Annotated in this window: 21 protein-coding genes; 9 read left to right on the top strand and 12 right to left on the bottom strand. The window is 37.0% G+C overall.

All coding sequences use genetic code 11. The annotated features are described in order from the left end of the window. Positions 1-11: 11 nt before the first annotated feature. From AACH31_RS11175 to AACH31_RS11155, 5 genes are all read right to left on the bottom strand, one after another. Positions 12-1313: an alanine/glycine:cation symporter family protein gene (locus tag AACH31_RS11175; RefSeq protein WP_338617651.1), complete on the bottom strand. Its 1302-nt coding sequence runs from the start codon at positions 1311-1313 to the stop codon at positions 12-14. 111 nt (positions 1314-1424) lie between these two features. Then, a complete protein-coding gene (locus AACH31_RS11170; RefSeq protein ID WP_338617648.1) occupies positions 1425-2885 on the bottom strand; it encodes a leucyl aminopeptidase in 1461 nt (486 codons plus the stop codon). Between the two features lie 142 nt (positions 2886-3027). Continuing rightward, positions 3028-3840 carry a MetQ/NlpA family ABC transporter substrate-binding protein gene (locus AACH31_RS11165; RefSeq protein WP_338617646.1) on the bottom strand — a complete coding sequence of 271 codons (813 nt, stop codon included), beginning with the start codon at positions 3838-3840 and terminating at the stop codon, positions 3028-3030. Positions 3841-3915: 75 nt separating this feature from the next. Continuing rightward, the gene (locus tag AACH31_RS11160; RefSeq protein ID WP_161832419.1) at positions 3916-4584 is read right to left on the bottom strand and encodes a methionine ABC transporter permease; all 669 of its coding nucleotides are present in this window, start codon (positions 4582-4584) and stop codon (positions 3916-3918) included. Next, complete coding sequence (locus tag AACH31_RS11155; protein ID WP_338617643.1) at positions 4584-5597, bottom strand: methionine ABC transporter ATP-binding protein; 1014 nt, start codon at positions 5595-5597, stop codon at positions 4584-4586. The genes AACH31_RS11160 and AACH31_RS11155 overlap by 1 nt, the downstream gene beginning before the upstream one ends. A gap of 349 nt (positions 5598-5946) precedes the next feature. Here AACH31_RS11155 and AACH31_RS11150 point away from each other — a divergent pair, with 349 nt between their 5' ends. From AACH31_RS11150 to pflA, 3 genes are all read left to right on the top strand, one after another. Next, complete coding sequence (locus AACH31_RS11150) at positions 5947-6531, top strand: manganese efflux pump MntP (RefSeq protein ID WP_338617640.1); 585 nt, start codon at positions 5947-5949, stop codon at positions 6529-6531. 338 nt (positions 6532-6869) lie between these two features. Then, positions 6870-9095 (top strand): formate C-acetyltransferase, encoded by a 2226-nt coding sequence (gene pflB, locus AACH31_RS11145; RefSeq protein ID WP_161832417.1) that lies wholly within the window; start codon positions 6870-6872, stop codon positions 9093-9095. Positions 9096-9123: 28 nt separating this feature from the next. After that, the gene (pflA, locus tag AACH31_RS11140; protein WP_161832416.1) at positions 9124-9855 is read left to right on the top strand and encodes a pyruvate formate-lyase-activating protein; all 732 of its coding nucleotides are present in this window, start codon (positions 9124-9126) and stop codon (positions 9853-9855) included. Positions 9856-9999: 144 nt separating this feature from the next. Here pflA and AACH31_RS11135 read toward each other — a convergent pair whose 3' ends face one another. The 4 genes from AACH31_RS11135 to AACH31_RS11120 form a co-directional block, all read right to left on the bottom strand. Next, positions 10000-10812: a Cof-type HAD-IIB family hydrolase gene (locus AACH31_RS11135; protein ID WP_161832415.1), complete on the bottom strand. Its 813-nt coding sequence runs from the start codon at positions 10810-10812 to the stop codon at positions 10000-10002. A gap of 17 nt (positions 10813-10829) precedes the next feature. After that, on the bottom strand, positions 10830-11792 hold the full coding sequence (locus AACH31_RS11130; protein WP_161832426.1) for a polyprenyl synthetase family protein: 963 nt from the start codon (positions 11790-11792) through the stop codon (positions 10830-10832). After that, on the bottom strand, positions 11776-12207 hold the full coding sequence (locus tag AACH31_RS11125) for a hypothetical protein (RefSeq protein WP_338506609.1): 432 nt from the start codon (positions 12205-12207) through the stop codon (positions 11776-11778). Before AACH31_RS11125 ends, AACH31_RS11130 begins: the two co-directional genes overlap by 17 nt. A 75-nt stretch (positions 12208-12282) precedes the next feature. Next, positions 12283-12702 carry an HIT family protein gene (locus tag AACH31_RS11120; RefSeq protein WP_161832413.1) on the bottom strand — a complete coding sequence of 140 codons (420 nt, stop codon included), beginning with the start codon at positions 12700-12702 and terminating at the stop codon, positions 12283-12285. A 230-nt stretch (positions 12703-12932) separates the two neighbouring features. On the opposite strand from AACH31_RS11120, the gene AACH31_RS11115 reads away from it, so the two are divergent. Genes AACH31_RS11115 through AACH31_RS11105 form a run of 3 tightly spaced genes read left to right on the top strand, consistent with a single transcriptional unit; the run spans position 12933 to position 14961 of the window. Continuing rightward, positions 12933-13484, top strand: coding sequence for a Gx transporter family protein (locus AACH31_RS11115; RefSeq protein WP_161832412.1), 552 nt, complete (start codon positions 12933-12935; stop codon positions 13482-13484). A gap of 6 nt (positions 13485-13490) precedes the next feature. Beyond that, positions 13491-14264: an energy-coupling factor transporter transmembrane component T family protein gene (locus AACH31_RS11110; protein ID WP_237658959.1), complete on the top strand. Its 774-nt coding sequence runs from the start codon at positions 13491-13493 to the stop codon at positions 14262-14264. 28 nt (positions 14265-14292) lie between these two features. Continuing rightward, a complete protein-coding gene (locus tag AACH31_RS11105) occupies positions 14293-14961 on the top strand; it encodes a uracil-DNA glycosylase (protein WP_338506614.1) in 669 nt (222 codons plus the stop codon). Between the two features lie 36 nt (positions 14962-14997). On the opposite strand, the gene gerQ is transcribed toward AACH31_RS11105, so the two are convergent. Together gerQ and AACH31_RS11095 are read right to left on the bottom strand one after the other, a co-directional pair. Continuing rightward, entirely contained in the window at positions 14998-15663 is a 666-nt protein-coding gene (gene gerQ, locus AACH31_RS11100) for a spore coat protein GerQ (RefSeq protein ID WP_161832410.1), read from the bottom strand. A gap of 24 nt (positions 15664-15687) precedes the next feature. Beyond that, positions 15688-16110 carry a cell wall hydrolase gene (locus AACH31_RS11095; protein ID WP_161832409.1) on the bottom strand — a complete coding sequence of 141 codons (423 nt, stop codon included), beginning with the start codon at positions 16108-16110 and terminating at the stop codon, positions 15688-15690. 339 nt (positions 16111-16449) lie between these two features. Between AACH31_RS11095 and pta the strand changes: the two genes are divergently transcribed. After that, positions 16450-17415 (top strand): phosphate acetyltransferase, encoded by a 966-nt coding sequence (pta, locus tag AACH31_RS11090; RefSeq protein ID WP_161832408.1) that lies wholly within the window; start codon positions 16450-16452, stop codon positions 17413-17415. Between the two features lie 107 nt (positions 17416-17522). After that, entirely contained in the window at positions 17523-17774 is a 252-nt protein-coding gene (locus AACH31_RS11085; RefSeq protein ID WP_161832407.1) for a DUF1450 domain-containing protein, read from the top strand. A 43-nt stretch (positions 17775-17817) separates the two neighbouring features. Here the strand turns inward: AACH31_RS11085 and AACH31_RS11080 are convergent, their stop codons facing one another. Then, entirely contained in the window at positions 17818-18144 is a 327-nt protein-coding gene (locus tag AACH31_RS11080) for a hypothetical protein (RefSeq protein WP_161832406.1), read from the bottom strand. Positions 18145-18352: 208 nt separating this feature from the next. On the opposite strand from AACH31_RS11080, the gene AACH31_RS11075 reads away from it, so the two are divergent. Further along, positions 18353-19651, top strand: a complete 1299-nt coding sequence (locus AACH31_RS11075; protein WP_161832405.1) for an HD domain-containing protein — start codon at positions 18353-18355, stop codon at positions 19649-19651. Positions 19652-19669 lie beyond the last annotated feature (18 nt).

Genomic DNA, 19669 nt, shown 5'->3' with positions numbered 1-19669 from the left:
AAGCATAAGCTTTACGACTTTTTCTTATTCATGATTTTTTTAACTTCTTTAGCAAGATAGCACAGAGCCATCACATTAATCGTTGCAGTAAGGGCGACCCCAACGTCTACGAGTGACCAAATGAGCGAGGCCGATCCGATAGATGACACTAAAATAACGAGTAAGACAATGATTCGAACAACTGTCAAAATCTTTTCATTTTTCCATAAAAACTTGACGTTACATTCCCCGTAGTAGTATCCAGTGAGAATCGTACTAAAGGCAAAGAAAAAGATGGAGATAGAGAGAATGATTCCGCCGATGGGACCAAATAGCTGAGTGAGGGCGTATTGTGTGAGTTCAATTCCGTTACTTGATAAACTTCCAACCTCTGTCGCATGAGTGACCATAATCAAGAAGGCAGTAATGGTACAAATAAATAAAGTTGTGACATAGACTCCAAAAGATTGAATATATCCTTGATCGGTTGGAGAGTCACTATTGGTCATTGCAGCGGCATGTGCCCCAGATCCCATCCCTGCCTCATTTGAGAAAACGCCTCGTTTAACACCTGTGATGACGGTATACATCACGGTTCCTCCAATTAAAGGCGAAGGTCGAAAAGCATCCTCAAAAATGGTGATAAAAAAGGTTGGGACATAGTCGAGGTGGGTCATCATCACGAAAAGTCCCATCCCGATATAAAATAGTGCCATAATTGGAACGATTTTTGAGGTCATGTTAGCAATCGTTGAAGCACCACCGAAGATAATCATTGAAGTAATGAGGCTTAAACCAACCCCAGTTAATAAAGGTGGGATCGATAAAACGTCTCGAAAAGAGGTCGCAATCGTATTTGCCTGAATGGCGCTAAAACCAAAGGTATAGGTTAAAACGATAATAAAGGCATAGATGATTGCAAATCCTTTTTGGTTCATTCCGTATTTAATATAATAGGCAGGTCCCCCAACGTAAAGATCACCATCCTTTTTTTTGTAGAGTTGGGCAAGTGTGCTCTCGACGAAAGAAGAAGCGGCGGTAATTAAGGCGCTGACCCACATCCAAAAGACACTTCCCGGGCCGCCAATGTAAATTCCTAGAGCAACTCCTGCTAAAGAACCGACACCGACACGTGCGGCGAGGGCCATCGTAAAGGATTGGAAAGACGACACGTTGCTATGAGGATTTTTTTTTGTTAAGCATTGAATCATTTTTTTAAATTTAAATTGCGCTCCTTTAAAATAGAAGGTGAAGATTAGGCTAATTAACATTAAGGTTGGAATAGCAAAGTAGGACCAAAGGATGTGTTCAAAGTTTTTGACGATTTCTGTCATATTAAATCCCCCATCATTGTTTCATAGTTAGTATCTAGCTTATGATAGTACATGAGGAATATGATAAAAACATGAAAAAGGGATATCTTTAGACGATATCCCTTTTTTATTTTAACGATGTAATTCTAAATATTTTGCAATCGTACGAACCATGACCCCTGTTCCACCTTTTGGACCTAAATCGTAAGCAGATTTTGCTTCGGCAGTTCCTGCGATGTCAAGGTGAATCCAAGGGGTATCACCTACAAATTCTTTAAGGAATGCAGCTGCCATAATCGCTCCTGGTTTTCCAAGAGGAGCATTATTTAAATCAGCGACTTCGCTATTACGAATTGATTTTTGATCACGAGGATGGAGAGGCATTGGCCAAATATATTCAATGGCTTGATCAGCCGCCTGTTGGAAGTCGTTTAAGAAAGCTTGATTGTTTGTAAATGCACCCGTAATATCTGACCCGAGTGCAACGATGATGGCCCCAGTTAATGTTGCCAAATCAATAATTTTAGTGGCTCCTAACTGCTTAGCAAATGTTAGAGCGTCGGCTAAAATGAGACGTCCCTCAGCATCGGTGTTTGTCACTTCAACTGTTTTTCCGTCCATGGTTTTAAGAACATCACCGGGTTTAATCGCGTGAGAACTAATCACATTATCTGTAGCCGGAATAACAAGTAATAAATTAACAGGTAATTGAAGACGCACGGCAACCTGAAAAGCACCGAAAGCAGAAGCAGCTCCGCCCATATCTCCTTTCATTCCTTCCATACTTGAACGGGGTTTTAAACAATAGCCTCCAGTGTCGAAGGTGATTCCCTTACCGACTAAGGCAGTAACCTCATTGCTTGTTGCATTTCCTTGGTATTTTACAACGATAAGTTTTGGTGGTTCAGTTGATCCTTGGTTTACTCCGAGAATTCCACCCATCCCTAGTTTTTTCATTTCGTCTTTTTCGACAATATGAATGTCTAAGTGATGATGATTAGCAAATTTTTTGATATGATCGGTTAAATGAGTGGCTGTCAGATGGTTGCTAGGTTGATTGAATAATTGTCGGGCATCATTGGTTGCTTCTCCGTAAATGACACCACGAGTTAAATCAGAAGTTACATCTTCTTGTGCATAAATAGATAAGGTGACAGGCTCAGTATGTGGATGCTCCGTTTTATAACAATCAAATTTGTAGGTCGCTAATGTAATGGATTCGGCACATAAGGTAGCCAACTCGTTGATAGAGGTAGTTGGTGATTGAAAAGTTTCTAATAATAATATAGCCTCATTTTTAATTAGTTTAGTGATTTTTCCAATTGCTTCTTTAGCCTTCTCAAATGTAAATTCTGTTGATTTTCCTAATCCGATAAAATATAATTTTTTACTGTTAATTTTTCCAAGAGGATAAATTGGAGTGACTGCTTTAAATTTTGTTGGAATAACGCCTTCTTTTATAGCTGTTGTTAATTGGTTGTTTAATAAATGGTCTAATTGAAAAATATCTTGATGTGAGAAATCAGAGAAAACCCCAATAATAAGAGGACGTTCCTCGGTTTCTAGATTTAAATCTGATTTAAATTGAATCATAAATCTCACCCTTTCCTTTTTCAATATTATATACTATATTTCAAATTTCGACAGTAATTTACTATTATTTTTTCCATTTTTATGAGAAATATGATTTAAAAATAAAAAGAGAGAGATTAAAAATCTCTCTCTTTTGTTGGGATTATTCTGAAACAGGAACAACGGCACCTTTATAAGTTTTTTTAATAAAATCTTGAATTTCTTCTGAGTGTAAAGCATCAATGAGCTCTTGAACGGCTTCATTGTCTTCGTTTCCTTCTTTGACCGCGATGATGTTAACATAAGGTGATTGGCTATCCTCTAGAACAATGGCATCTTTCATTGGATTTAACCCTCCGTCTAGGGCGTAATTCGTATTGATTAAAACGGCATCACCTTCATTTTGTTCATAAACAGTGACTAAAAGACCAGGATCGATATCTGTTTTAAAAGTTAAATTTTTAGGATTTTCAGTAATGTCTTCAACTGTTGCTGTGGTTGAATCGATATCTGGATTTAATTTAATAAGACCGTTTTGCTGTAATAGGGTTAACATGCGGCCGTGGTCGGCAACAGAGTTACTCATGATGATGGTCGCTCCATCTGGTAGTTGATCTAATGAAGTGTAATTTTTTGAGTAAATCCCGATGGGCTCGATATGAATTCCACCCACATTCACGAGGTGAGTTCCGTGCTCCTTGTTGAAGGTGTCTAAGTATGGAATGTGTTGAAAATAGTTTGCATCAAGTTCTCCCTCTTCTACACTTGTATTAGGTAAGACATAGTCTTGGAAGACAGTGATGTCTAAATCGATTCCCTTTTCTTTAAGAATAGGTTGAACTTGTTCTAAAATTTCTGCGTGAGGTACCGCAGAGGCACCCACTGATAATTTTGTTGCTTCATCGGTTTTTTGCCCACAACCGACGAGTGAAATCGCTGCTGCAAAACTACATAAACCTAAGGCTAGTTTTTTCATCTTAAATCTCCCCCTGTAAAATCATATATTTAAATCTTAATCGTTGATTAAGGATTTAACAAAAGAATTAATTTTTTAACGTTTATCGAGGTAATGAGAACAAGTGTCCCCAATCCATTGAATCACAAAAACAATAAGCAAGATAATGATGGTTGCGACAATAACGACATCAAATCGGTGACGTTGAAATCCCTCTAAATAGGCAAGATTTCCAAGCCCACCGGCTCCGATAACACCCGCCATTGCCGTGTAACCGACGAGTGAAATGGTTGTGACTGTAATCCCAGAAATTAGAGCCGGTAAGCTTTCAGGGATCAGAACCTTTTTGATTATTGTGCCTATCGAGGCTCCCATAGAAAGTGATGCCTCAATCACGCCTTTATCGATTTCTCTGAACGCTATTTCAACGAGACGTCCATAAAACGGGGCGCTTCCGATAATAAGGGCGGGCAAAGCGGCATTTGGCCCAAGCATCGTTCCAACTAGTAATTTAGTGAAATCTAATAAAAGGATAATTAAAATGACAAACGGAATTGATCGAAAGATATTAACGAATGCCGAAAAAAATCGATGAATCCATTTGTTTTCTAACAGTTGCCCAGGCCCCGTTAGAAATAGGATAAGTCCAAGACCGATTCCTAATAAGAAACTAAATACTGAGGCAACGAGTGTCATATATAATGTTTCAATAGTCGCCGATAGCATCTTGTCCCAATTAACATGGGGTAATACTGATAAAATCATTAAGTCATCACCTCGATTTCTACACCTTCCCGTGTTAAATAGTCTAGGGCAGGATTAATTTCGCTTCCCGTTAAATGAATGTATAAAGATCCATAGCCTCCCTCTTGGGTATGCAAAATTTTACCTTGAATAATGTTAATATCAACTTTGAAGTTACGAATGATATTCGTGATAAAGGGCTGTTCCGCTTTCTCCTTTAAAAATTTGAGTAGGACCACTTTTCCATTTGGAAACTCATGTGCGAGATGACGAGCCGTTTTGAGGGAGTTATCTTCATGGGAAATTTGCTTTACAAATCGCTGGGTTACGGAATGTTTCGGAGAAGAGAAAATATCTAGGACGTCACCCTGTTCAACAATATTTCCATTTTCCATGATAGCAACACGATGACAAATCTTATGAATCACGTGCATCTCATGTGTAATAAGCACAATAGTTAGTTGATATCTTTTATTAATTTGAACGAGAAGATCTAAAATTTCATCTGTTGTTTGTGGATCGAGTGCCGATGTGGCCTCGTCACAAAGTAAAACATGTGGATTGTTGGCTAAAGCTCGCGCGATTCCAACGCGTTGCTTTTGACCACCACTCAACTGGTTAGGATAGTTATGTTCTTTCCCGCTTAATCCGACTAATTCGATCAATTCGGTGACACGTTCTTTGATTTTTGCCTTTTTAACGCCTGCAATTTCTAATGAAAAAGCAATATTTTCAAACACGGTCCGAGACCATAGGAGGTTGAAATGTTGAAAAACCATCCCAATTTCTTGGCGAGCGAGTCGTAGCTCCTTTGCAGAGATTTGAGTTAAGTCTTGCCCGTCGATAAGGATTGTCCCGCCTGTTGGACGCTCAAGTAGATTGAGCATTCGGATTAATGTGCTTTTTCCCGCTCCGCTATATCCGATAATTCCAAAAATTTCTCCCTTTCTTATGGATAAATTAACGTTGTTGACAGCTTTAATAGTCGTGTCGTTCACAGTAAAAGTTTTTTGAACATTCGTTAAAGTAATCAAAAGTTTCCCCCCTTTTTTTGAGTTGTGTGTGATGAATACTAGGATACGGTTCTTTGTTTTAGGAAATGACTTCCCGAGAAAAAGAAATTTATCTCAGTGGTGACAGTAGATTCACCACAATCGTTAGTCTTTTTGTGAGACGGATCAGTTAAATAAATCTGATTTTTCAACGATTAATCCTTTTTCAAATTGCATGTAGTACTTATTTTAGATGTAAATAATGGAAAGTCAAGGCACCATTTAGTAAAAATTGATGAAACCGTTAAACGAAGAAAGTTTTAAGCATATATTGGCTAGAGCTTCGATATGATATAAAGATAAATTTAAACTAAAATTGGGGTGAAAGTCGTTGAACAACTATTTAGTAATCGTTATGCTTATGTCTATTGCCCTTGCCATGGATGCTTTTGCGGTATCAGTGACACTTGGAATGGATGGCATGGCCCATCGATGGGGAAATCGCTTGAAAATAGCAGGAACATTTGGCTTTTTTCAGGGCCTGTTATTCATACTAGGTCTACTTTCGTTACGATTTGTCAGTGGTGAGGTGACGGTTTATAATCACCTAATTGCAGGTGCATTTTTAATTGTGCTCGGTGTTCGAATGATAAAGGAGGCACTAGATAAATCGGGCGAAGGGTATATTGAGGTAAGTGAGAAAAAGTTGAGTCAAGGGAAACAGTTATCATTTAAAGTTATAGCAGCTTTTGGTATTGTAACGAGTATTGATGCCTTAGCCGCTGGAATTACATACGGATTGATTTATGATTTCTTTATAGTAGCCGTTTTATGTGTTTCCTTTGTTGCTTTATTTCTTTCGTATATTGGATTGACATTCGGAAAAAAACTAGGATCTCTCATTGGAAATAAGGCTAATATCTTAGGGGGATTAATGGTTATTTTATTGGGGATGCACGCCATCTTTTTTAATTAAGTATATCCTTATTATATATAGCGTGAATTATGAGCAGGATTAATTGGATTTCTATGGATAACTAAGTAGAGTCCTGTTGAAAAAAGGATTCCTAAGTGTAAGAAGAAAAAAATAAAAAAAATCGTGCGTTTAAGTTGATTTTTTCCAATTAGGGCAATATAATAAGAGTGTAAAAAAGATATATACGTTATAACGTTTGATAGATGTTAACAAATGTTATATCCGTATAATGAAAACCCTTTACAAAAGGTCAAGTCTCGTTGTAAAATGAGTGTGTGTTAATGAGATTTGAAATTTCAGAGAGCGGTTCTAGTGCGAACTATAAGGAGGAATTATCTATGGAAGCTTGGCAAGGCTTTAAAGGTACTGACTGGCAAGAAAAAATTGATGTGCGTGATTTCATTAATCAAAACATCACTGTTTATGAGGGGGACGACTCTTTCTTAGCAGGACCAACTGAGGCAACAACAAAATTATGGGAACAAGTAATGGAATTAACTAAGGCTGAACGTGAAGCTGGGGGAGTTTTAGACTTAGATACAAAAATCGTTTCTACCATTACTTCTCATGAACCAGGATATTTAAACAAAGATTTAGAAAAAATTGTTGGATTCCAAACAGATAAACCATTTAAACGTTCATTACAACCATTTGGTGGAATTCGTATGGCAGAAAAAGCAGCACAGTCTTACGGATATCATGTAGATGAGGAAGTTTCTCATATCTTTACAGAGTATAGAAAAACTCACAATCAAGGTGTTTTTGATGCTTATACGCCAGAAATGCGTGCAGCACGTAAATCAGGGGTTATTACAGGATTACCTGATGCTTATGGACGTGGACGTATCATCGGGGATTATCGTCGTGTAGCTTTATACGGAATTGACCGTTTAATGGCAGAAAAATTAAAAGATCATAATAATACGTCACGTATTATGGACGAAGAAAATATCCGTTTACGTGAGGAAATTTCAGAACAATACCGTGCTTTAAATGAATTAAAACAAATGGCTGCTAAACACGGATTTGATATTTCAAAACCTGCGACAACAGCTAAAGAAGCAATCCAATGGTTATACTTTGGATACTTAGCAGCGATTAAAGAACAAAACGGTGCAGCGATGTCTTTAGGGCGTACGTCTACATTCTTAGATATCTATATTGAGCGTGATTTACAAAATGGTGTGATTACAGAAGAGGAAGCACAAGAAATGATGGACCATTTCGTTATGAAATTACGTCTTGTAAAATTCTCTCGTACACCTGATTATAATGAATTATTCTCAGGAGATCCAACATGGGTAACTGAGTCAATCGCAGGTATGTCAACGAATGGATTCCCATTAGTAACGAAAAACTCATTCCGTGTGTTACATACATTAGATAATTTAGGGCCAGCACCAGAACCAAACTTAACGGTATTATGGTCAACTCAATTACCTCAAGGATTCAAAGAATACTGTGCAAAAATGTCAATTAAAACATCAGCAATTCAGTATGAAAATGATGATATTATGCGTCCAATCTATGGTGATGACTATGCGATCGCTTGCTGTGTATCACCAATGAAAGTAGGTAAACAATTACAATTCTTCGGTGCACGTGCAAACTTAGCTAAAGCATTATTATATGCGATCAACGGTGGAAAAGACGAAAAATCAAAAGTGCAAGTTGGTCCACATTGGGCTCCAATCACTGATGAAGTTTTAGATTATAATAAAGTAATGGAACGTTACGATGAAGTGATGGAATGGTTAGCTGATTTATACGTAAATACATTAAATATCATCCACTATATGCATGATAAATATAGTTATGAACGTATCGAAATGGCGTTACATGATACAGATGCAGAACGTGTTTCGGCAACTGGTATCGCCGGATTATCAGTAGTAGCAGATTCATTATCAGCGATTAAATACGCTAAAGTTAAACCAATCCGTGATGAATTTGGGATTGCAGTAGACTTCGAAGTAGAAGGAGACTTCCCTAAATACGGAAATAACGATGATCGTGTAGACCAAATTGCTGTAGATGTTATGTCAGCCTTTATGACAAAAATTCGCAAACATAAACCATACCGTGCTAAATTACAAACTCAATCAATTTTAACGATTACATCGAACGTTGTTTACGGTAAGAAAACAGGAACAACTCCATGTGGTCGTAAAGAGGGAGAACCATTTGCACCAGGTGCGAATCCTATGCACGGACGTGATTCTCACGGAGCAATTGCTTCAATGTCATCAGTAGCTAAATTACCATTTGAATCAGCACAAGATGGAATTTCTAATACATTCTCATTAGTGCCTAAATCTTTAGGACGTACAGATGCAGAACGTAATAAAAACTTAGTAGCGATTATGGATGCGTACGTGGCTAAAAAAGGTCATCACTTAAATATCAACGTATTTAACCGTGATACTTTATTAGACGCGATGGAACATCCTGAAAAATATCCACAATTAACAATTCGTGTATCAGGATACGCTGTAAACTTTATTAAGTTAACACGTGCTCAACAATTAGATGTTATTAATCGTACAATGCACGAAAAAATGTAATTGGGAAAAGGGAAGATAAGGTGATAGTATGAATGGATATGTACACTCGGTAGAATCGTTCGGGACAGTTGATGGACCAGGACTAAGATTCATCGTCTTTGTTCAGGGGTGTGGACTGCGATGCGCATACTGCCATAATCCTGATTCATGGAAAATGAAAGACGGAAAATTAACGGAAATTTCTGAAATCATTTCTGAATTAGTGAAATATAAAGAGTTTTTTGACGCCTCAGGTGGAGGAATCACAGTGAGTGGCGGGGAACCTTTACTGCAGATGGAGTTTGTAACTGAACTATTTAAAGAGTGTAAAAAACATGGAATTCATACTAACATCGATACTTCTGGTGATCTAAAGTTTAATACACCAGAACGCCAGCAACAATTAAAAGAGTTATTAGCTGTTACTGATATGCTAATGCTTGATATTAAAATGTTCGACGCTAAGAAACACAAAGAGTTAACAGGAAAAGATAACACACACATACTTGAATTTGGTCGCTTAGTATCTGAAGCCGGGGTTCCTATGTGGATTCGCCGGGTACTAGTACCAGGATTGACCGATGATGAAGAAGACTTAGAAAACACTGCCGCATATATTAAAACTCTGAAAACCGTTGAAAAAATTGAAGTTTTACCTTATCACACAATGGGTGAATACAAGTGGAAACAATTGGGGTATGATTATCCCTTAACAGGACAACTTCCTCCAAGTGATGAACTTGTAAAACATGCCGAAGAGATTCTAGGTAAAGCAATTTAAAGCTTTTAGAACAGGCCTCCTTTTAGAGGCCTGTTTTTTTGCATCGTAAAAAGGGGCTTACTTGATGAGCGTAGATTAACCAATTAGTAGAGCTATCTTTAGTTTTTATGAAATAAAAAAAACAGGTAGCCCAAGGGCCGCCTGTTAAGCAGTAAAAATAAATTTTTCAATGACGTGGGCAATTCCATCCTCATCATTAGTTGAGGTGATATAGTTGGCGGCTTTCTTTACTTCAGATACGGCATTTCCCATTGCCACACCAAGTCCCGCAAAGTCTATCATTGATAAATCGTTGTATCCATCACCGCAAGCGATGAGTTGAGATTGATCGAGTCCTACGTGATCTAAAAGTTTTTGTAAAGAGTAGGCTTTATTAATATTTTGAGGCATAAACTCTAAGAAAAATGGTAAAGAGCGAGTGATGCTTAGACGTTCTCCTAAACGTTCCTTCATTTTGATTTCAACTTTTTCTAAATATTCAGGATCAGCTGTACATAAGCATTTTACAGAATTAAAAGTTACAGAATCTTTGAAATTTTCTACACGATTAATAGGCATCCCGTTGATATTGGCTTCCTTTTGAATATATTGATCATTATCAGCCGTAACAATAGCGGCATCTTCATAGGCCATAATATTGACATTCATCTCGCGGGCTAAGTCGTATAATTCATGACAAATTTCAGGTGTAAGTGACTTATCGTAAATCATTTCATTACTATGAGATTCGATAATACGCCCACCATTGTAAGATAAAATGTAACCAGGGTATTGATCAAGACGTAATTCTTTTGCGGCTTTTGTCATTCCGTAAGTTGGACGACCTGAGGCAAGTACAATCATGACACCTTGTTCTTGTGCCTTTAATAAGGCTTCCTTTGTTTTGGGCGAAATTTCGTTTTTTGAAGACATAAGCGTCCCGTCTAAGTCTAAAACAATCATTTTATAATTACTCATAAAGCTCTCCCTTCGTGTTAATTAAAAATTAAGCTAATTAAATGGTTTATTTTTGGTTGTAAAAGCGGAAAGTTCTTCGCGATAGACCGGGTAATATTAATATAAGTTTGGCATAGTTCCTCCGATTTTTTGATTGATTCTCCATGACTGATGCGTTGGCAAAGAAGATCAAGAAGTGGAGTATCCCAATTACATTGTTGATAAATTTGAGATAAATCATCTTTGAGAAGATCATCTTCTAAGGCGAAAATCGTCGGTAGAGTCACAACGCCCTCTTTTAAGTCGTGACCGACGGGTTTTCCAAGACGGGGAGAATCACCACTGAAATCTAAAATGTCATCCTTTATTTGATAAGCTATTCCGATAGAACTTCCCAGTTTTTTTAATTCATCTAACTTTTCCTCGTTAGCATGGGCAAGTATTCCCCCAATCACTAGGCTAGCCGAAATTAAGGTTCCCGTTTTTTGATCACTTTTTTTGATATAGTCTTCTAATGAGAGGTTAAAGTTAAAGAGATTATCTTGTTGTTGAAGCTCCCCCAGGCATAATTGTTTCATTGTATCCGCAAGTTGCAAGTGGAGGGGGGGGAAAGGAAATGAAGCGAAAAGTTCAAGGCTTCTATTTAGTGTATAATTTCCTAATTTGAGCGCTATTGTTTTATTATAACGTTCATGAAGAGTAAGGACATTGTGTCTTACAGATGAATGATCAATGATATCATCGTGAATAAGAGAGGAAAGGTGCAGAAGTTCAATGGCAACTGCAGCTAAGTAGCGATCTTCTTTAGAAATTTTATCTCCCAACTCGGTTGCCATTAATAAAAAGAGAGGGCGAATCCGTTTCCCTCCGTTGGCGATAAGTTCGCAAAGGGAAGTCTTTAGGTCATCTTCTTTTTCTAATACAGGATCTTCCGCAATCGTTTGGATGAGAAGGTCGTTAAAATAACGTTCATCATATCCGAATTTAGTTAGATATCCCATCATACCCCTCCTCCTCTGCGATGATGCGAACCCATCCGTTTAAAACTTTATCCGCGCCACTGTGTGTCATCGATGTGATTTCATAGTTTTTTAGATGTTGAAAAATATTATTTTTAATCAACGGGAAGGCGTGGCGAATGGTATAGTCGTAATATAGGCTATAGAATAAATCACCGTACAAAATAATTTTTTTACATTGCCGATCATCAGAGTTTTCCTTCAACTTTTGATGGGTATCTAAATGAAGAAAAAGAAGTCCATAGGAAACGAAGTAAGAAAAATAATTTTCCGGGATGATAGCGTGGGTCTCTAATGTCTGATAGAGACGTTGAAGTGGGGCACGGTTAACGCTAATATGGGTGATGTTTACTTGCTTAAGTTGTTGCGTGATTTCATTTATTACGTCTTTAATCATGTCTAATCCACCGTTTCTAATAAGGATAACCTTAGTATTCCAAGGATTGGACATCGTATACAAAATTTAGAAAGATTAAAGGTTAGAAATAATCTCTTCTTTTAATTCAGAAAGTGAATCAGGTGTATATAACGCTGCATTATTGACATAATGAACATTGAAAGAATCTTCAAATGAGTATCTTGGAATGAGGTGGACATGGTAATGAAAGACCGTTTGTCCCGCTACGGGCTTATTGTTATTTACAATATTCATTCCGTCTGCATGAAATGTTTTTTTAAGAGCAGTCGCTAGTTTAGGGATAATTGAAAAGACGTGAGTCATATCTTCTTCAGTCATTGAGAAAACATCTTCAACGTGTTTTTTTGGAATCACCAATGTATGACCGAGTGTTGTTTGAGAAATATCGAGGAAAGCCAACACGTGTTCATTTTCAAAAATAATATGTCCGGGAATTTCCTTGTTGCTAATTTTACAGAAGATACATTTTTGCATGTTTATGCCTCCAGTCAACCCATGAAGTTCATCTTTATGATGGGACGTGATGAGTCCCCCAAAAGTGAGAACTTAAAAGGAATGTTAAATTAGTTATTATATGATTACGACCTAATTTTATCAAAACTCAATTAATTTTTAAAGTGCTAACATTTTGTCAACAAAAGGGGGATTTGAGTCTTCCGCTCATGATATAATAGAGACGAAGTTAAGTAGGAGGGGTTTAACCAATGAATCAAAAAAGGAATCGTGAAAACTTAGAAAAGATGATGCTTATTATTTTAATTGGATCCTTGGCCATTGTTTTGGGGATTATTGAGGCGATGATCCCGGTTAGATTGCCCATTCCAGGTGCTAAATTAGGGTTGGCGAATATTATGATTGTGATTGGTTTATATTATTTAGATGGAAAAGATATGCTAACTGTCATTATCTTAAAAACCTTTTTAACAACACTACTGCTTGGAACATTTTCGATGTTTGCTTATGGGTTTGTCGGTGCGTTGTTAAGTTATGCAACGATGATGACGGCTTTTAAATTATTGAAGGACAAAATAAGTTTATTAGGGATTAGTGTTTTAGGGGGCGTGATGCATAATATTGGTCAAATTATCGTGGCAATGATTTTAATTAAAACCAATGCGGTCGCTTATTACATGATGTTTTTATTACCTCTTGGTGCAGTGACGGGAATAGTTGTTGGGATTGTTGCCAAACTCGTCATGCCACGATTGAATGAATTTGAATTATTCAAAAAACATTATAAATTACAGGAAGTATAGGGAATTATGATGAAAAAACTGTGGCTTGGTCGATATATTGACGGTTCTTCCGTTTACCATGCGTTTGATCCTAGATCGAAATTAGTGATGATGGTGCTTAATCTCCTAATGATTATTTGTACTGTCAATTGGGAACAGCTATTATGTGTCACGCTTTTTACCTTTTCTTTACTTTGTCTTAGTAAAATTCCTTTTTCGTTTTATTTAAGACAAGCGATGTTTCTAAAATATATGTATTTCTTTTTTTTGATGTTCTTTACTTTAACGGAGGGCACCACCTTTTTATTGAAGATCGGAATCTTTCGTGTCAGTCTAGACGGATTGTGGATAGGAGCGTTTTATGTTACTAAGATGATGTTATTTGTTATTCTGGGTGCTTTGTTAACTTTTACAACGTCACCGGGGGAAATCGTGGCCGGTGTGAGGACATTATTTAAAAGCCCATCGATTGAGCGATTTGCCTTTATGGCAGGGCTTTCTATCCGTTTAATTCCAATGATTTTAGAGGAAGTTAAGTTGATTTATAATGCTCAGCAATCACGGGGTCTAGACTTTAGTGAATTAAGGTTACAAGATAAATTTAAAAAGTTGTTATCCATTATTATACCTGCTATTTCAAATACGGTTAAACGCCTAATGATGATGATTGAGGCTATGGAGTGTCGTGGATATGTTGTAGGTGAGCAACGGACATCTATTTATCGATTACAGTTTAGGATGCGTGATGTTTGTCTGTTAGTTTATGGTATTTTAGTGTTGGCTATAGTTATTTTACTTTAGTGCTTTTTTAATGAAAGGAGTGATTTAATTGTTTATCCATAATGATTGGGCACCTATTTTAGAACGAGAATTTGAAAAGCCGTATATGAAGGAGCTTTTTTCTAAGCTACACGAACAATATGAAATTGAGACTGTTTATCCACCTAAAAAGTCTGTGTTTAGGGCATTTGAACTCACCCCTTATTCAGCAGTGAAGGTTGTGATTTTAGGTCAGGATCCGTATCACGGTGAGAATCAGGCAAATGGTCTTAGTTTTTCCGTAACAGAAACAACAAAAATTCCACCTTCACTTCGAAATATTTTTACGGAGTTGGTTTCGGATATCAAGTGTTCTTATCCAACGAGCGGAGATTTAAGTAAATGGGCAAGAGAGGGGGTTTTATTGCTTAATTCAACCTTAACGGTTAGATCAGGCCAACCGATGTCCCATGCTTCGATGGGGTGGGAAAGGTTTACAGACCATATTCTAAGTTGTTTGAATGAGAAGGATGCCCCTATTGTTTTTATTTTATGGGGAAATCATGCACGGAGTAAAAAAAGATTAATCGATCAAAGGAAGCATTTAGTGCTAGAATCGGTTCATCCTTCTCCATTGTCGGCGCATCGTGGATTCTTCGGAAGTGCCCCCTTTTCAAAAACTAATGAATTCTTAGTTTCTAAAGGGATTCACCCTATTGATTGGACCTTAACTAAATAAAAAAAGGACTCCTTTTTAAAAGGAGTCTTTTTTTATTTAGTGTTGATCAGAATTTCCATACCCGTGTTGTGTTTCAGGCATTTGGTTATAGTAAGGATATTTTTGTTTGTAAAGTTCATCTTGTTGTTTTTGATAGTTGTAAAGTGCCCCTAATGATGGGAATTTTTCAAATAAATCAGGATCAACAATGTTGATTGTGTTATCTTGTGGATAGTAATAGTTGATTTCTTCAGGGAATTCAACATAATCTAAGTAAACAGTTAATAAGACGAAACGGTGCCCAGTATTTGGATCACTTAAAATAATGTGATCGCGTCCTGCTGCTTCAATCACACCAAAGAAGCTACGTTGCGCAGTTGCCGCATCATTTCCGCTAAATGTCATGTATACGGTAGCCATTTTTCCGCGGTTAAGTCTTAAAACTTGACTGAAATAACTGCTACCTTGAGCCATTGAAATGACATTTCCTACTGGAAGTTCGAATCCTGCATAGCTTACTCCACTAGAGGCTGCAGGTGTTTGACCTGGCTCTGTAGGTGTTTGAGGCGTAATTGGTGCTCCAGATGGGAATGGTGGTTCCACTGTGCTAGGGTTTACGTTTGTGTAATTAGCCCCCATAGGATTTGGTTGTTGATATCTCCAATATGGATCATTTGGATTTGGAACGGGTCCCCCGTAAGGATAAGAATAATAATAATTCATAGTGTCTCTCCTTTCAAGATACGATTAGTCATAACAATGTTCGGATTCAAGCGGAATGTAGAAGCAGTGATCTCCATATCGACCTGAATTCCATTGTCCCCAAAACTGGGCGGGACACGATGGTTGAAAAGGATCGTAAAACCATAACGCAGTCGTTGCGGGTTCGAAACGCTCTCCGTTAATGACCCTTTTAGCCAATCTTATTTCGTTATCCCTTGCGCGTTGATAAAAGTAATCGAATTGTACGGCTTCAAACCCCCCAGGTGATTGATAAACCATTGATGGAATGGTGTTAATGTTTTTGAAATCGTGGCAATTAGCTAAAATCCGATTTACGCAAACATTTCCGACGAGTAACATTCCCATGTCTCCGTCACTTTCAGCCTCAGCGCGCATGAGTCGAGCAAGTAATTCAATGTCTTTTTGGGTTGCTTGAATAACTCCCATATAATCACCTCTCGTTTCATCATACGACCTCAGAGGAGAAAATATGAATAAAGGTGATGAAAAAATAAAAGTTAATGAGTGAAACAAGAGGGAAGTGGATGAATTGAAAAGGAGGTTGTATCCGATGACCCATCGTTCGTTGTTGAGGGGTTAGGAAGAATATATTATCTCAAGTTTGATGGATCAATAAAAGGGGGCCTTTTTATATATAGGAAAGTGAAAATTTTGCTATTCAAAAAACGACGATTGTTCTTAAAAAAATAAAAGGTATTAACCTTTTATTTTTTTAAGAATAATAGTACAATAGGGTTAACACAACATCAAAAGGTGGTAAATTGAATGGATATCATGACAAGTTTAAAGAATCAAATTATTGGGAAAAACATTCGCATTGTTTTTCCGGAGGGGAATGAACCACGTGTTGTTCAAGCAGCGAGCCTACTTGCACGTGAGAATATGTTAAAGCCGGTTTTAATTGGGTCAATTGAAGAGGTGCAGTCGGCAGCAGGGCATTATTCATTAGAAGGTTGCGAGATTATTGATCCAAAACATTATGACAAATTAGAGGAAATGATTGCTGAGTTAGTCGCGGTACGTAAGGGGAAAGTAACAGAAGAAAAGGCGCGTGAACTCGTTTTAGATGTTAACTATTTTGGAACGATGTTAGTTCATATGGGCTTAGCAGCGGGATTGGTTTCAGGGGCGATTCATTCAACGGGGGATACAGTTCGTCCAGCTTTACAAATCATCAAAACAAAACCAGGAATAGGAAAAACATTTGGATATTTTGCAATGTTACGTGGGGATGAGCGTTTAATTTTTGCAGATTGTGCGATTAATCCAAATCCGTCAAGCAATGATTTAGCGGAATTTGCATTGGAATCGGCTCGCGTAGCGCGTATGTTTGATATTGAACCTAAAGTAGCTTTATTAAGTTTCTCAACAAAGGGATCAGCGAAAACAGAAGAAACGAAAAAAGTGACGGATGCGGTTAAAGTGTTAGACGAGATGCAAGTTGATTTTGATTATGATGGTGAGTTACAGTTTGATGCGGCTTTTGTTCCTGCCGTTGCGAAAACAAAAGCAAAAGATTCAAAAGTAGCAGGACAAGCGAATGTATTTGTTTTCCCAGATTTAAATTCTGGAAATATCGGCTATAAAATTGCTCAACGATTAGGTGGGTTTGAGGCGGTAGGGCCTATTTTAGCAGGATTGAATAAACCTGTGAATGATTTATCACGTGGATGTTCACCAGAGGATGTCTACAAAACAGCAGTTATTACAGCGAATCAGACATTATTATAAAATAAGGGAAGCGGGCTTTGTGTTTTATTTGACATGAAGCCCGATTTTTTATAAAATCGTTGAAGATACACTTTAAAAAAATTGATAAAAAGGGGAAGGTGTAGTCGATGTTTAATTTAGATGATTTATTTGCAGAGCCAAACGAGTTTCGTGTTTGCGATAAGTGTAAGGCAACTAATTTAAATACATTATTACCACGTTTGAAAGAAATTGATCCGAAAGCTAAGATTTATCAAGGATGCCAATCTTATTGTGGTCCTGGTCGTGATCGTTCGTTTGTGTTTATTAACAATAAACCAATCTTAGCTGATAATGAAGACGAATTAATTCAAAAAGTTAAAGAGTTTTTAGGAAAATAAAAAAGAGATGGGAAGTCATCATAAAGTGACATTCCCATCTCTTTTATTTTACGGGGTCAATATAATAGGCCCCTTTAGAAGTTGAACGAATTTTTGAAATTTTATTCGTCAAGAGTTGCATAATATAGTGTATAATCGCCTGCTCATCGATAAAGAAGTGATGGGCATGCGGTTCATGGTTCAGTACAAATCGAATTCGAGACTGTAAAAAGGGAGTTAAGTTTTCAAATATTTCTTCAGAACTAAGTGGGGATGGTTGATAGAGTGTTAAAAGATCATAAATTTCACAAATAAGCATAGAAAACAACTTATGGTGTTTAAGGAAAGATTCCTGATCGGTTACAAAACTCTCATGTGTTTTCAAACACATAGTATCACATCCTATAAAACGTTTTCACAACACTATTATATCATATTTTCTAGTATTTGTTAAAGTGTTGCTTGTTTTTTTATATTTAGTATATGGCCATGACGTTCATGTCGAATCATAATGTGGTATACTAAGCTTGTAAAAAGTAAAAGTTTTGCATTATTTTATAAAATAATGATGAGATATACAGATATAGACGGTGGTGCCAATGGTAAAATTAGAAGAAAAAGTATTTAGAGATCCAGTTTACGGATATGTTCATGTATTTGATAAATTAATTTGGGATTTGATTCAAACGAAGGAAGTTCAACGTTTACGGCGTATTAAGCAATTAGGTGGAACCTACATGGTTTTTCATACGGCTGAGCATAGTCGATTTTCACATTCCTTAGGGGTGTATGAAATGGCGCGTAAAATTATCCGGGCGCTTATGTATTGTGGGACGGTGTTAGAGGAGGAGGAGCGTTTGCTAGTCTTATCCGCGGCATTGTTGCATGATTTAGGCCACGGTCCGTTTTCACATTCCTTTGAATCCGTTTTTAATGTTCGTCATGAACTATTTACTGAACGTATTATTATGGAAGATACAGAAGTTAATCAGGTGTTGGAAAGCTATCAAAAAGGATTTGCGACGAAGGTTCGTGATGTCATTAATAAAACGTATGAAAACCCACTAGTAATCAACATTATTTCTAGTCAGTTAGATGCGGACCGATTGGACTATTTATTGAGAGACGCCTATTTTACAGGCGCCCCATATGGTGAAATTGATGTTGAACGTATTTTAAGGACGATGAGGGTTGTTAATAACAAAATTGTTTATAAAGTTTCGGGGATGCACGCTATTGAGGATTATTTAATGAGCCGTTATCAAATGTATTGGCAAGTTTATTTACACTCAACAGGGCGTAGCTTTGACTTAGTGATTCAAAATATGTTACGACGTGTTCGAGAACTTGTTTTATCAGGGTATCAATTTAGACATCCTATTGGGGCGTTAGCAGACCTGTTTTTGGAGAAGGACTTATCTGTTGAAACGTATTTAAAGTTTGATGATGCGACAATTAGTCACTATGCGTCGTTATTTGTTGAAGAGGAAGATGAGATATTGAGCGATTTTGCGGATCGCTTTATTCATCGTCGTTTATTAAAGGAAATGCATTATGTACCAAATGACGAAGTGAACAAAAATTTAATAAAAATCGGGGAATATATGTCCATCTTAGGTATCAATCCAACCTACTATTTAATTACCGATCATAGTGTTAAAACACCGTATGATTATTATGGTCATAAGACGAATTGTTTACCGGATTGCATCGAATTGTTGATGCGTGATGGTTCTATTAAAGAAATATCGGAAGTATCAACGATTATTAAGGGGATTATTGCCGTTAAACCAAAACAGGAATATAAAATTTATTTTCCGCTAGATTTAATTAAAGCGAGTGGGAATGTAGAGATAAAAAATAAAATTTTAGAGCTATTACCTGAAAATATTCAGTAAAAGTTAACATAGAAATCG

Origin of the sequence: Turicibacter faecis, from assembly GCF_037076425.1 — a bacterium.
Classification (GTDB): Bacteria; Bacillota_I; Bacilli_A; order MOL361; family Turicibacteraceae; genus Turicibacter; species Turicibacter faecis.
The sequence above is the reverse complement of the archived record's forward strand: the minus strand, read 5'-3'. Positions and strand labels throughout refer to the sequence as shown.